Genomic DNA, 13,994 nt, shown 5'->3' with positions numbered 1-13,994 from the left:
CGGCGGCGCGCGGCGTCGTCAGGGTAACGGTCGATTATCGCACGCCCAGCGCCCGGCCGCGAAAACCGGCTGCCGGGCACCGGCCCGGAACGACCGAAGCCCCGCCGGGGCGGGGCTTCGGGGGAGGCCCAGGGGCCGCCGGAGCGGCCCCGGCAGGCCCTACTGGCCGGCCTTGACCGCCACGAAGGCGCTGTTGCCGTTGGCCGTGCGGACCAGCAGCATGACCACGTCGTCCTTCTTGAAGCTGGACAGCGCCCGGTTCAGGGCATCCACACTGCCGACCGCGACGCGGCCGACCTGCAGGATCACCATGCCCGGCGACAGGCCAGCATCACGCGCCGCCTGGCCCTTGACCCCGGTGATGCGCACGCCTTCGTTGCCGTTGAGCCCGAACTGCTTGCGCTGAGCCGCGCTCAGGTCGCTCACGTCCAGCCCCAGCAGGGCATTGGCCCCGGTCTGCGGCGCCGCCTCGGCACCGCCGGCCGACGGCCCGCGGGCACTGGCCTGCCCGTCTTCACTCAGCGCGGTCAACGTGGCACTGAGGTCATGCGGCTTGCCGTCGCGGTACACCACCAGGTTCACCTTGCTGCCCGGCGCCATCGCACCGATCAGCGGCGGCAGGTCGGACCAGCTGTTGACCGGGCTGCCGTTGACCGAGCGGATGACGTCGCCCACCTGCACGCCGGCCTTGGCGGCCGCACTGCCGGCCACGATCTGGTTGACCAGGGCGCCACGGCTGTCCGGCAGGCCCAGGCCCTGCGCCTTCAGCGAATCGATCGGCTCCACGACCGCGCCGAGCTGGCCGCGGGTGACCTTGCCGCTCTTCTTGATCTGCTCGACCGCGCTCATCGCCAGGTCGATCGGGATCGCGAAGCTGATGCCCATGTAGCCGCCGGACGCGGAGAAGATCTGCGAGTTGATGCCGACCACTTCGCCGCGGGTGTTCAGAAGAGGGCCACCGGAATTGCCCTGGTTGATCGCCACGTCGGTCTGGATGAACGGCACATAGCGCTGGTCGGGGCCGCCCGTACTGCGGCCGACGGCGCTGACCACGCCGGCGGTGACAGAATGGTCGAGGCCGAACGGCGAGCCGATCGCGACAACCCACTGCCCCGGCTTCAGGCTGTTGGAGTCACCCACGCGCACGGTTGGCAGGTTCTTCCCGTCGATCTTCAGCAGGGCGACGTCGTACTGCTGGTCGCTGCCCACCACCTTGGCGGTGAACTCACGGCTGTCGCCCAGCTTGACCTTCACGTCACTGGCGTCGGCCACCACGTGGTAATTGGTCAGCACATAGCCATCGGGCGAGATGATGAAGCCCGAACCCATGCCACGGCCCTTGATGCTGGGGCCACCGTCTGGCCCACCCGGCCCCTGCCCCGGCATCGGGAAGTCGGGACCAAAGAAGCGGCGGAAGAACTCTGGCATGTCATCGTCGCCCATCGGGCCGCGCGCGGCCTGGCGGTTGTTGCGGACGATGGTGGTATCGACGTTGACCACGCCCGGGCCGACCTGTTCGACCAGGTTGGTGAAGTCGGGCAGGCCACTGACCAGCGGCTGCGCCGGTGCCCGCGCGGCAGCGGCTGGCACGGGCTGGGTCTGCGCGACGGGCGCCGGCGCCTGTGCGCAGGCCACCAGGGGAAGGGTCAGGGCCAGCAGGCCAATGGCCTGCGTGCGGAGTCGGGGAGTCATCGGACGGCAACCTCCGGGTCGGGTGGAAAGAGGAATACGGGCCCCGCCGACGGCGGGGCGTGAAGGCGCCCGGCTCAGTCGCGCGGGCGCGGCGGCACCGGCAGGTCATCCTGCAGGCGCGGCTCGAACGGATAGAACGCGGCACTACCGGCGTGGGACGGGAAGCTGGCATTGAGCGCGCCGCCAGCGGCGGGCGCCAGGCTGGAGCGCGGCCATGGCCGGGCCTGCAGCCCGCTGACCTCGCCGAACGGCAGGTTGCGGTTGGCGTTGGCCGGCACGGTCGGGGTCAACGGTGCCTGCACGGCGGCGATGGCGCGCTGCGAAGTGTCGTCGCGCTGGGCGGCACGCGCGGCCTGCTGGCTGCGCGTAGCGCTGGCACGGCGGGCGTCCTGGCGGCGGCCCGCCGCGGCCATCGCTACGGCCGGCGCAGCAGCCACGGCCACCGCGGCCGTGTCCACCGAAGCCTCGGTGACTGGGGTCGGCGCGGCCGGTGCCAGTTCCGCCTGGCTGGCGATCACCTGCGGCGCCTGCGGTTCACCCGGCGTCGCCTCCTTCAATTTCTCGCCGCCGATGAACAGGGCGACCGCGGCCACAGATGCGGCCAGCGCAGCACCGCCGCCCCAGGCGCGCCAGCCACTGCGACGCACCTGGCGACGCGGCTCGGCCTGCGGCGTCGGCTCTGCCGCAATGGCGGCCGCAACGGCGGCACTGAAGCCGGCCGGTGCCAACGCCGGGGCCTGCCCGCGCATCACGTCGCCCAGCAGCTGCCAGCGCTCCTGGCAGCCGGCCAGTTCGGGGTCGTGTTCCATCCGGCGCAGCAGGAAGCGCGCTTCATCGGCACCCAGCTCGCCATCGACCAGGGCCGACAGCTGCTCGCGATGGCGCTGGTCCAGGCGCTGCCCGGCGGGCGATTGATGGTTCTGCGATTCGTTGAACGGATTACTGGTCATACGCGGCTCTTCTCACGGGTGGCGCTGCCGATGTCCAACAGCGGCCGGAGTTCGGTGTCGATCGCCTCGCGCGCCCGGAAGATCCGGGAACGCACGGTGCCGATCGGGCACCCCATCTTCTGCGCGATATCCTCGTAGCTCAGGCCTTCCACCTCGCGCAGGGTGATCGCCGACCGGAGTTCCTCCGGCAGCGCGTTGACGGCCTTCATGACCGTCTGTTCCAGCTCCTGGCGCATCAACTCGCGCTCGGGCGTGTCGGTGTCCCGCAGGCGGGTACCGCTGTCGAACTGCTCGGCGTCACCGATGTCGATGTCATCGGTCGGCGGACGACGATTGTGTGAAGCCAGGTAGTTTTTGGCGGTATTCACGGCGATTCGATGCAACCAGGTTGAGAACTGGGCATCGCCACGGAAACTCCCGATCGCGCGGTAGGCACGGATGAAAGTGTCCTGGGCGACGTCCTGACATTCGCTCCAGTCGGCGATGTAGCGACCGACCAGGGCCACGACCCGATGCTGGTACTTGCGCACCAGGACATCGAACGCGGCACTCTCGCCGTGCTGCACGCGCCGGACCAGCTCCAGATCCAGCTCCTGAGGTGTATCAACATCGGCCATGAGGGGCCGCACTCCTGTCAGCCCAACCGACGTCGGGCAATGAGACTGCCAATCCCGGGAAAAGTTCAGTCGCCGATCACCTGGCGCCGCACCAGCTTTTAACCACCATTCGGTTAGCGTCCCGATCCACGGCCATGGATCCGGGGGCGCCACTCCCCTGCTATTGGGATTTGACGCGGGGGAAACAACCTCTGGATCATAGCCGCTTCTCCATACACAACCGGATGGAACGTCCATGCTCTCAGGCTTCGATGGTCTCCGCTTCAGCCACTGGCACCCCGAGATCCGCGACGACGGCGTGGTGGTTCTCTCCCTGGATCGCCAGGACAGCAGCGTCAATGCGATGTCGCAGGACGTGCTGCTGGAACTGGGCGACCTGCTTGAGCGCATTGCCCTGGACCCGCCCAAGGGCGTAGTCATCCAGTCGCTGAAGAAGGCCGGCTTCATTGCCGGTGCCGACCTGAAGGAGTTCCAGGAATTCGACCGTCGCGGCACCGTCAACGACGCGATCCGGCGTGGCCAGGCCACCTACCAGAAGCTGGCCGAGCTGCCCTGCCCGACCGTAGCGGCCATCCACGGCCATTGCCTCGGCGGTGGCACCGAGCTTGCCCTGGCCTGCCGCTATCGCGTGGCCTCCAATGACAGCAGCACCCGCATCGGCCTGCCGGAGACCCAGCTGGGCATCTTCCCGGGGTGGGGTGGCAGCGCCCGCCTGCCGCAACTGGTAGGCGCCCCGGCAGCGATGGACATGATGCTGACCGGCCGCACCCTGTCGGCCTCGGCCGCGCGTGGCATCGGCCTGGTCGACAAGGTGGTGGCACCGGCGGTGGTGCTCGACACGGCCGTTGCACTGGCGCTGTCCGGCACCACCCGCCCGTTCAAGCAGCGCGCCACGGCCTGGGCCACCAACACCTGGCTGGCACGCACGCTGCTGGCACCGCAGATGGTCAAGCAGGTCGCCCGCAAGGCGAAGAAGGACCAGTACCCGGCGCCGTACGCACTGATCAGCACCTGGCAGCGCAGTGGCGGCAAGCCGATCCAGGCCCGCCTGGACGCCGAGCGGCGTGCCGTGGTGAAGCTGGCCAGTACTCCGACCGCGCGCAACCTGATCCGTATCTTCTTCCTGACCGAGCGCCTGAAGGGCCTCGGTGGCGGTGATTCCGGCATCCGCCACGTGCACGTGGTCGGCGCCGGCGTGATGGGCGGCGACATCGCCGCATGGGCCGCCTACAAGGGCTTCGAGGTGACCCTGCAGGACCGCGAGCAGCGCTTCATCGACCCGGCCATGGAACGCGCGCAGGCGCTGTTCGCCAAGAAGGTGCGCGACGAGAGCAAGCGCCCGGCCGTGGCCGCGCGCCTGCGTGCCGACCTGGAAGGCAACGGCGTGGCCGAGGCCGACCTGGTGATCGAGGCAATCATCGAGAACCCCGAAGCCAAGCGTGCGCTGTACCAGACGCTTGAGCCGAAGATGAAGCAGGACGCCCTGCTGACCACCAACACCTCGTCGATTCCGCTGGTGGAACTGCGCGACCACATCCAGCGCCCTGCGCAGTTCGCGGGCCTGCACTACTTCAACCCGGTGGCGCAGATGCCGTTGGTGGAGATCATCCATCACGACGGCATGGCGCCGGAGACCGAGCGCCGCCTGGCCGCGTTCTGCAAGGCGCTGGGCAAGTTCCCGGTGCCGGTGGCCGGCAGCCCGGGCTTCCTGGTCAACCGCGTGCTGTTCCCGTACATGCTGGAAGCGGCCACCGCGTATGCCGAGGGCATTCCGGGCCCGGTGATCGACAAGGCCGCGGTGAAGTTCGGCATGCCGATGGGCCCGATCGAACTGATCGATACCGTCGGCCTGGACGTGGCCGCCGGCGTCGGCCGCGAACTGGCGCCGTTCCTGGGCCTGCAGATCCCGGCCGCACTGCAGACGGTGGAACCGGACAAGCGCGGCAAGAAGGATGGCCAGGGCATCTACACCTGGGAGAACGGCAAGCCGAAGAAGCCGGACGTGGCCAGCGACTACCAGGCCCCGGCCGATCTGGAGGACCGCCTGATCCTGCCGCTGTTGAACGAGGCGGTGGCCTGCCTGCACGAGGGCGTGGTGGCCGACGCGGACCTGCTGGATGCCGGCGTGATCTTCGGCACCGGTTTCGCACCGTTCCGCGGCGGTCCGATCCAGCACATCCGTGCGGTCGGTGCCGATGCGATCGTCGAGCGGTTGAAGGCGCTGCAGCAGCGCCATGGCGACCGTTTCGCGCCGCGCCCCGGCTGGGACAACCCCGTCCTGCGCGAACCGGTGGTCTGAGTTTATCGGCCGGGCCTGCGGCCCGGCACCCGCAGAGGCAACGTCAAGTTCCACAGCAGAAGCCAGAGCCGGAGCAACAGCCGGCTCTGGCTTTTCCATTTGTTGGGCGGGGCGGTGTGGGCAGGCAGGACACGCCGTAAACCCGTCCATGGGGGCTCGATGGCGCCGTCCATGACCCCAACGGTCCTGCCTGCCCACACCGCCCCACCCCTGACAGTTTCCCGGTAACGGTCGGTGAATCTCGATATCGGTGTGGATCACTACAAACTGATGGGTGTCGACCTTGCTCGTCACCAGGAGCGAAGCGACCGGCGTTTGATTTTGATTTTCTTTTTTCTTCTCCGTGGCTGGACGCACACGGAAACTGTCAGAGGCCGGGCGGGGTGGGTCCGCGGGGGTGTCCGCGGCATGGATGCCGCGGCCAAGCCTCCAGGGACGGATTCACGGCGTCCCCCGCGAACCCACCCCGCCCGGCCAAGCGCGGCTTTTGCTTTACGCAACCAACCCCACAGCCACGAGGGGCTGCGCCGTTGGCTGGAACACCCTGTTACCCATACGGGGCATGTGCCCGTCACAGCTGCATGCGATGCTCACCACCTGATCCCTGCCAGCGAGAACGCCCGCATGACCACCATCATCGCCCCGCGCGTGCACGACATCGGCGGCCTCGAAGTCCGTCGCGCCGTCCCCACCCTGCAGGCGCGCAGCATCGGCTCGTTCGTGTTCGTCGACCAGATGGGCCCGGCACTCATGCACCCCGGCACCGCCATCGACGTGCGCCCGCATCCGCATATCGGCCTGGCCACCGTCACCTACCTGTGGTCGGGCGCGATCGGCCACCGCGACACGCTGGGTTCGGATCAGGTGATCCGTCCCGGTGACGTCAACTGGATGACCGCCGGCCGCGGTATCGCCCATTCCGAGCGCACGCCGCAGCCGGACCGCGACCATGACAACCCGATCCACGGCATGCAGACCTGGGTCGCGCTGCCGAAGTCGCACGAGGAAATCGAGCCGGCGTTCTACCACCATGCCGCTGCCACCCTGCCCGAGCAGCGTCGCAACGGCGCGTGGCTGCGGGTGATCGCCGGCCGTGCGTACGGCGAGGAATCGCCGGTGAAGGTGTTCGCCGACACCCTCAACGTGGCAATCGATCTCGACCCCGATGCGGAAATCGATATCGACGACGGCCACCGCGAGCGCGCGTTGTACATCCTCGAGGGCGACGCGCAGCTGGATGGCGTGGATATTCCCGCGCAGCACCTGGTGATCCCCGAAGCCGGTGCACGCGGCCGCCTGCGCGCGAAGACGCCGGTGAAGGCGATGCTGTTCGGTGGCGAGCCGCTGGATGGCCCGCGCCACCTGTGGTGGAACTTCGTGTCGAGCTCGAAGGAGCGCATCGAGCAGGCCAAGCACGACTGGGAAGCCGGCCGCTTCGGCACCATTCCGGGCGACGACAAGGAATTCATCCCACTTCCGCAGTACTGAACATCGCGTGTTGCACACATCTGAAGGTGTATCCCTGCACCCGGCGTTGACGCTACAGTCACCCGCTGATCATTGAAATGTGACATAAATCACACTTTCGACCGTCAAAGGAGTGCAACACATGAGCATGGGTAAACGCTTGTCCGCCGAGTTCCTCGGCACGTTCTGGCTGGTTCTGGGTGGCTGTGGCAGTGCGGTGCTGGCCGCCAAGTTCGGTGGCGACGGCAATCCGCTGGGTATCGGTTTCCTCGGCGTGGCGCTGGCCTTCGGCCTGACCGTGGTGACCGGCGCCTATGCGTTCGGCCATATCTCCGGCGCGCACTTCAACCCGGCAGTCAGCGTCGGGCTGTGGGCCGGTGGTCGTTTCCCGACCAGGGATCTGGTGCCCTACATCATCGCCCAGGTTGCCGGCGGCCTGCTGGCCGGCTTCATCCTGCTGCAGATCGCCTCCGGCGCCAGTGGCTTCGCCATCGATGGCAGCCAGGCGGGTGCGTTCGCCAGCAATGGCTATGGCGCGCTGTCGCCCGGCGGCTACAGCGTGGCAGCCGCCTTCCTGTGCGAAGTGGTGCTGACGGCGGTGTTCCTGATCGTGATCATGGGTTCCACCCACGGCAAGGCACCGGCCGGTTTCGCCCCGCTGGCGATCGGCCTGTCGCTGACCCTGATCCACCTGATCAGCATTCCGGTCACCAACACCTCGGTGAACCCGGCCCGCTCCACCGCCGTGGCCTTCTTTGCCGGCAGCGGCGCAGTCAGCCAGCTGTGGCTGTTCTGGGTCGCTCCCCTGCTGGGCGGCGCGATCGGCGGCCTGATCTACAAGTGGATCGGCAGCGACCGCTGATCCACGCGGCTCCCATTGCGGCCCACCCTCGGCCGCAATGGTTACGTCTGCAACCGCGAATTGTGCGATTGCTCACGTTCCGTTAAGGTTGAGTTGACCGTCCGTGCACATGCCGGATGGGGCGGCATCCGGGGATGGGATGCCACGGCCGCCGGCCCTGCTGGCGGAGCCAAACAACTCATCACCTTGGGGGATGCATGAAGTTCGTGCCTGTCATCTTGTCGAGCCTGCTGTTCGCTGCGGCCCAGGCCGCCGCGCAGGCGCCGTCCGAATGTCCTTCGCTGCCAGCCAGCAGTGGCCTGCAGTGGCAGCAGCAGGTGCAGGCCGATTTCCTGGTCTGCCGCGCCAGCACCCCTGATGGCCGCGAAGTACTGAGCCTGATGCTCAGCGCGCGTGACCCCGCCATTCCGCTGAGCCGCTCGCTGCGCCAGGAAAAAGGCAGCTTCGGCGGTGAATCGCTGTACTGGTACCAGCCCGACCTGGGCGGCCAGCAACCGCCGGGATATGCCGAACGGCGCATCAGCGTGGTCAAGATCGACAAAGGGCGTTATGCGCAGATTGCGCTGTATCCGGACAGCGCGCAGGAACTGAGCTCACTGCAGCAGCTGGCGCAGGGCATGAGCCTGACCCCTTCGGCCGTGGCCGCCGGGCGCTGAAGGTGACGGGGATGACTGCCTGGCAGCATCCCCGCAATGCACCTCGATCGGCAGGTAGTGCCGGCCGCCGGCCGGCAAACCCTTCGGTCCTGATCAAAAGCAGGTGCCGGCCGGCGGCCGGCACTACCTCAGAACCTGCCTTCCTGGAAATCGACGAAGGCCTGCATCAGTTCCTGCCGCGTGTTCATCACGAACGGGCCGTGCCGCATCACCGGCTCGCGCAACGGACGGCCGGCCACCAGGATCAGCCGCGCGCCTTCGCTGCCAGCCGAAACATGCAGCTGTTCGCCGCCGCCCAGCACCGCCAGCTCCTGGCGCGCAACATCACGGGCGGCGTCCTGTTCACCCACCGTCAGTCCGCCTTCAAATACATAGGCAAAGGCGTTGTGGCCTTCCGGCAGCGTGTAAGTCCAGGCCCGGTCGGGCGCCAACGTGATGTCGAGATACAGCGGCTCGGTGGCCGGCTGCACGATCGGGCCGCGGGTGCCGTCGACCGAGCCGGCGATCACCTTCACTTCCACGCCGGCTGCCGGCTGCACCACGGGAATGCGCTCGGGCGCGAACTCCTGGTACTTCGGCTCGGTCATCTTCTCCTTCGCCGGCAGGTTCACCCACAGCTGGAATCCACGCATCTGCCCGCTTTCCTGCTCGGGCATCTCCGAGTGCACCAGGCCGCGGCCAGCGGTCATCCACTGCACGCTGCCCGGGGTCAACAGGCCTTCGTTGCCATGGTTGTCGCGATGCCGCATGCGTCCGTCGAGCATGTAGGTGACGGTCTCGAAACCGCGGTGCGGGTGTTCCGGGAAGCCGGCGATGTAGTCCTCGGCCCGGTCGGTGCCGAATTCATCGAGCAGCAGGAACGGGTCCAGGTCCGGCAGCGTCGGGCCGCCGATGACGCGGGTCAGGCGCACGCCGGCACCGTCGGAGGTGGGCATGCCACGGATGGTGCGCAGCACGCGGACCGGTTCGGGAAGGCTCATGGCGACTCCTGTGGGATGGATGCCCCTGAAGATGGACGCCACATGGCCGTACGCCAATGGATGGCACCGCAACCAATTGTTCCATCCCTGATGTTGGCTGCACGTCAGCGCCACCGTCGTACGACCAAAGTACTACCGCCGATTCGTCCTGTGCCAATTGACCCTGTCGTGGGCAAGCAGGACTCTTTGACTGTCTTTCCGGGAGAGAGCACCTCATGAAAGGGTTTTCCAAACTGGGCTGGGCGGCACTCGCCCTGCTCGGCGCATTCTGTCTGGGCACCGTCGCCCTGCGCCGCGGCGAGCACATCAACGCACTGTGGATCGTGGTGGCCGCGGTCTCGCTGTACCTGGTCGCCTACCGCTTCTACAGCCTGTTCATCGCCAACAAGGTGATGCAGCTGGATCCGACCCGGGCCACCCCGGCGGTGATCAACAACGATGGCCTGGACTACGTGCCGACCAACAAGCACGTGCTGTTCGGCCACCACTTCGCCGCCATTGCCGGCGCCGGCCCGCTGGTCGGCCCGGTGCTGGCCGCGCAGATGGGCTACCTGCCCGGCCTGCTGTGGCTGGTGGTGGGCGTGGTGCTGGCCGGCGCAGTGCAGGACTTCATGGTGCTGTTCCTGTCCAGCCGTCGCAACGGCCGCTCGCTGGGTGACCTGGTGCGCGAGGAGATGGGCCAGGTACCCGGCACCATCGCCCTGTTCGGTGCGTTCCTGATCATGATCATCATCCTGGCGGTGCTGGCGATGGTGGTGGTCAAGGCGCTGGCCGAAAGCCCGTGGGGCATGTTCACGGTGATCGCGACGATGCCCATCGCGATCCTGATGGGCGTGTACATGCGCTACATCCGCCCCGGCAGGATCGGCGAGATTTCGGTGGTTGGCCTGATCCTGCTGCTGGCCGCGATCTGGTACGGCGGCAAGGTCGCCGCCGACCCGGTGTGGGGGCCGGCGTTCACCTTCACCGGCACCCAGATCACCTGGATGCTGATCGGCTACGGCTTCGTCGCCTCGGTGCTGCCGGTGTGGCTGCTGCTGGCCCCGCGCGACTACCTGTCGACCTTCCTCAAGATCGGCACCATCATCGCGCTGGCCATCGGCATCCTGGTGGTGATGCCGGAACTGAAGATGCCGGCGCTGACCCAGTTCGCCGCCAGCGGTGATGGCCCGGTGTGGAAGGGCGGCATGTTCCCCTTCCTGTTCATCACCATCGCCTGCGGTGCGGTCTCGGGTTTCCACGCACTGATCTCCTCCGGCACCACGCCGAAGCTGCTGGCCAATGAAGCGCACATGCGCTACATCGGCTACGGCGGCATGCTGATGGAATCGTTCGTGGCGGTGATGGCGCTGGTGGCGGCCTCGATCATCGATCCGGGCATCTACTTCGCGATGAACAGCCCGGCCGCCGTGATCGGTGCCGATGCAGCCTCGGCGGCGCACTACATCACCAACACCTGGGGCTTCACCATTACCCCCGAGCAGTTGACCGCGACCGCGGCCGCCATTGGTGAACCGACCATCCTGCACCGCGCCGGTGGTGCACCGACGCTGGCGGTAGGCATCGCGCAGATCCTGCACGAAGCGATTCCCAGTGGCAGCGACGCGATGATGGCGTTCTGGTACCACTTCGCGATCCTGTTCGAAGCCTTGTTCATCCTGACCGCGGTGGACGCCGGCACCCGCGCCGGGCGCTTCATGCTGCAGGACCTGCTGGGCAACTTCGTGCCGGCCCTGAAGAAGACCGAGTCGTGGACCGCCAACATCATCGGTACCGCCGGCTGCGTGGCGCTGTGGGGCTACCTGCTCTACACCGGCGTGGTCGATCCGTTCGGCGGCATCCAGACGCTGTGGCCGCTGTTCGGCATCTCCAACCAGATGCTGGCTGGCATCGCGCTGATGCTGGGCACGGTGGTGCTGTTCAAGATGAAGCGTGACCGCTATGCGTGGGTCACTGCGGTACCGGCGGTGTGGCTGCTGATCTGCACCACCTACGCCGGCTTCATCAAGATCTTCGACAGCAACCCGGCGCAGGGTTTCCTGGCGCAGGCACACAAGTTCCAGGCCGCGCTCGCCAGCGATACGATCACTGCACCGGCCAAGTCGGTGGCGCAGATGAAGCAGATCGTGGTCAACGCCTACGTCAACACCGGCCTGACCGCGCTGTTCCTGCTGGTGGTCGGCGCGGTGCTGGTGTATTCGATCAAGACCATCCTGGCGGCACGCCGCAACCCGCAGCGCAGCGACCGCGAGACCCCGTACGTGGCGCTGAAGCCGCATGAAATGGTGGATCTGTGATGAGCACGCAACTGGTTCCCGCCGGCCAGTACCAGGCGCACCGCCGCATCTGGCGGTGCCTGGTGCAGACCGCACGACTGTGCTGTGGCATTCCTGATTACGACAATTACGTCCGGCACATGCTGGATAAGCACCCGGACCAGGAGCCGATGGACTACAAGACGTTCTTCCGCGAGCGCCAGGAAGCGCGTTACGGCGGGCGCAACGGCGGGCGCTGCTGCTGAGGGCCAGGCCTGCCTTTCAGCAGGCAAAAGAAGGCCGAGCGCGGGCTCGGCTCTACACGGGCAGAGCGGGCTCGCGGCGCACGCCGCGAACCCGCAACAGGATCGTCCGGCCAGGACTCAGGCGCCGGCCATCCACTTCAGGATCAGGCCGGTGACATACGCCAGCCCGGTGCCGGTGGCATAGCCCACCGTACCCAGCAGCACGCCCACCGGGGCCAGCGTCGGATGGAAGGCTGCGGCCACCACGGGGGCCGAGGCGGCCGCGCCGATGTTGCCCTGCGAACCGATCGCGAAGAAGAACAGCGGCGCGCGCAGCAGCTTGGCCACCACCCACAGCACCAGCACGTGCGTGGCCATCCAGATCGCGCCAAGCAGGAACAGCCACGGCCGATCCAGCAGCGACAGCAGGTTCATCTGCATGCCGATGCAGGCGATCAGGAAGTACAGGAACACCGTGCCCAGCCGCGAAGCGCCTGCGGCTTCCAGCCGGCGCGCACGGGTGAAGCTCAGGCCCAGGCCCATCGCCGTGGACAGCAGGATCACCCAGACGAACTGGCTGTCGAGGCTGAACTGGCTGGCCCAGCTGACATTGGCCTTGAACCAGCCCGACAACGGCGCGGCGATGGCATGGGCCAGGCCGACGCCACCCAATGCCACGCCAACGATCACCATCAGGTCGGTCATGCTGGGAATGCGCGCGTTCTGTGCCTCGTAGGCGCTGATGCGCGCCTTCATCTCGTCGATGGCGCGGGTGTCGGCACCGTTGCGGGTATCGATCTGCTGCGCGCGGTTGGCCAAAAACAGCAGGATCGCCATCCACAGGCTGGCGCAGGCCACGTCGACCACCGCGAACTGGCCAAAGGTGGTGGCATCGGTGCCGAACACCTCGCGCATGGCCACCATGTTGGCGCCGCCACCGATCCAGCTGCCGGCCAGCGCGGCCATGCCGGCCCAGGTATCACCGGCCAACGTTTCCGGATGGATCAGCTTCATCAGCTGGAACGAGACGATGGCGCCGAGCATGATGCCGGCGGTACCGGCGCAGAACACGATCAGCAGCTTTGGGCCGAGCTTGATGACGCCTTTCAGGTCGATCGACAGTGTCAGCAGGACCAGCGCAGCGGGCAGCAGCACGTCGCGCGCGACCGGGTTGTACAGCGAGGTGTTGTGGCCATCGATGACACCGGCGGTGTTGTAGATGGCGGGGATGAAGTAGCACAGCAGCAGTGCCGGCACCCAGGCGAAGATCTTCTTCAACAACGGGGTCGGACCACTGGCGGCCCAGAAGATCAGGGCCAGGGTGGCGGCAATCAGGCCCAATCCAACGATGTCGTTGCTGATCAGGGCGGTAGCGGGTTCGGTCGGCATGGGATCCTCTGTCGATCGAAAGAGCGGATAAAAAAAAGCGCCGCATGACGCGGCGCAGGTCGAGACTAACATTGTCTTCACGCCTGGTCATGCTGCGCTGCTTGCAGCCTTCCCCTGCATTGACGACGATTGCGGCATCACCGTTGTGGAGCAGGCCCATGCAGCTTGGTGCGTTCTCTGTCAGCCTGTCCGTGAAGGATCTGGCCGCCTCCCGTGCATTCTACGAAGCCCTCGGGTTCTCGGTCACCGGTGGCGATCCCACGCAGAACTGGCTGGTAATGCGCAGCAACGGCACGGTCATCGGGCTGTTCCAGGGCATGTTCGAGGGCAACCTGCTGACCTTCAACCCCGGCTGGGACCAGCACAGGCAGGAACTGCCCCACTTCCAGGATGTGCGTGAACTGCAGGCGGAACTGGATGCCAAGGGTATCGAACTGGCAGTCCGCACTGACCCCGATGGCCAGGGGACCGGCTACCTGCAGCTGGCCGATCCCGACGGCAACGTGATCCTGATCGACCAGCACGTGGCGCAGCCGAACGGGCGGTAATGCGAACAGCCATTGCGTGGGTAGGCGTCGACCT

Annotated in this window: 12 protein-coding genes; 7 read left to right on the top strand and 5 right to left on the bottom strand. The window is 67.1% G+C overall.

The features are described 5' to 3' along the window. Positions 1–159: 159 nt before the first annotated feature. The 3 genes from J3A72_RS08505 to rpoE all read right to left on the bottom strand — a co-directional run bounded on the left by J3A72_RS08505 (position 160) and on the right by rpoE (position 3,259). Positions 160–1,692, bottom strand: a complete 1,533-nt coding sequence (locus J3A72_RS08505; RefSeq protein ID WP_049420101.1) for a DegQ family serine endoprotease — start codon at positions 1,690–1,692, stop codon at positions 160–162. Between the two features lie 74 nt (positions 1,693–1,766). Further along, a complete protein-coding gene (locus J3A72_RS08500) occupies positions 1,767–2,642 on the bottom strand; it encodes a sigma-E factor negative regulatory protein (protein WP_075077155.1) in 876 nt (291 codons plus the stop codon). Continuing rightward, positions 2,639–3,259: an RNA polymerase sigma factor RpoE gene (gene rpoE, locus J3A72_RS08495; protein WP_014038091.1), complete on the bottom strand. Its 621-nt coding sequence runs from the start codon at positions 3,257–3,259 to the stop codon at positions 2,639–2,641. The genes J3A72_RS08500 and rpoE overlap by 4 nt, the downstream gene beginning before the upstream one ends. A 235-nt stretch (positions 3,260–3,494) precedes the next feature. Here rpoE and J3A72_RS08490 point away from each other — a divergent pair, with 235 nt between their 5' ends. From J3A72_RS08490 to J3A72_RS08475, 4 genes are all read left to right on the top strand, one after another. Then, positions 3,495–5,558 carry a 3-hydroxyacyl-CoA dehydrogenase NAD-binding domain-containing protein gene (locus J3A72_RS08490; protein WP_014648002.1) on the top strand — a complete coding sequence of 688 codons (2,064 nt, stop codon included), beginning with the start codon at positions 3,495–3,497 and terminating at the stop codon, positions 5,556–5,558. 624 nt (positions 5,559–6,182) lie between these two features. After that, complete coding sequence (locus J3A72_RS08485) at positions 6,183–7,046, top strand: pirin family protein (protein WP_005410608.1); 864 nt, start codon at positions 6,183–6,185, stop codon at positions 7,044–7,046. 121 nt (positions 7,047–7,167) lie between these two features. After that, positions 7,168–7,887: an aquaporin Z gene (gene aqpZ, locus J3A72_RS08480; RefSeq protein WP_053496518.1), complete on the top strand. Its 720-nt coding sequence runs from the start codon at positions 7,168–7,170 to the stop codon at positions 7,885–7,887. Between the two features lie 197 nt (positions 7,888–8,084). Beyond that, positions 8,085–8,543: a hypothetical protein gene (locus J3A72_RS08475; RefSeq protein WP_014648004.1), complete on the top strand. Its 459-nt coding sequence runs from the start codon at positions 8,085–8,087 to the stop codon at positions 8,541–8,543. 128 nt (positions 8,544–8,671) lie between these two features. Here the strand turns inward: J3A72_RS08475 and J3A72_RS08470 are convergent, their stop codons facing one another. Continuing rightward, positions 8,672–9,523: a pirin family protein gene (locus J3A72_RS08470; RefSeq protein ID WP_014648005.1), complete on the bottom strand. Its 852-nt coding sequence runs from the start codon at positions 9,521–9,523 to the stop codon at positions 8,672–8,674. A 215-nt stretch (positions 9,524–9,738) separates the two neighbouring features. Between J3A72_RS08470 and J3A72_RS08465 the strand changes: the two genes are divergently transcribed. Together J3A72_RS08465 and J3A72_RS08460 are read left to right on the top strand one after the other, a co-directional pair. Beyond that, positions 9,739–11,820 carry a carbon starvation CstA family protein gene (locus J3A72_RS08465; protein ID WP_014648006.1) on the top strand — a complete coding sequence of 694 codons (2,082 nt, stop codon included), beginning with the start codon at positions 9,739–9,741 and terminating at the stop codon, positions 11,818–11,820. Further along, a complete protein-coding gene (locus J3A72_RS08460) occupies positions 11,820–12,044 on the top strand; it encodes a CstA-like transporter-associated (seleno)protein (RefSeq protein ID WP_075077153.1) in 225 nt (74 codons plus the stop codon). Before J3A72_RS08465 ends, J3A72_RS08460 begins: the two co-directional genes overlap by 1 nt. A gap of 117 nt (positions 12,045–12,161) precedes the next feature. Here J3A72_RS08460 and J3A72_RS08455 read toward each other — a convergent pair whose 3' ends face one another. Beyond that, positions 12,162–13,412 (bottom strand): DUF819 family protein, encoded by a 1,251-nt coding sequence (locus tag J3A72_RS08455; RefSeq protein ID WP_075077152.1) that lies wholly within the window; start codon positions 13,410–13,412, stop codon positions 12,162–12,164. Positions 13,413–13,570: 158 nt separating this feature from the next. Between J3A72_RS08455 and J3A72_RS08450 the strand changes: the two genes are divergently transcribed. After that, positions 13,571–13,960, top strand: a complete 390-nt coding sequence (locus tag J3A72_RS08450; RefSeq protein WP_075077151.1) for a VOC family protein — start codon at positions 13,571–13,573, stop codon at positions 13,958–13,960. Positions 13,961–13,994 lie beyond the last annotated feature (34 nt).

Origin of the sequence: Stenotrophomonas sp. PvP093, assembly GCF_017876915.1 — a bacterium.
GTDB classification, from domain to species: domain Bacteria; phylum Pseudomonadota; class Gammaproteobacteria; order Xanthomonadales; family Xanthomonadaceae; genus Stenotrophomonas; species Stenotrophomonas muris.
Note: the sequence above shows the minus strand (reverse complement) of the source record. Positions and strands in the feature narration are given on the sequence as shown.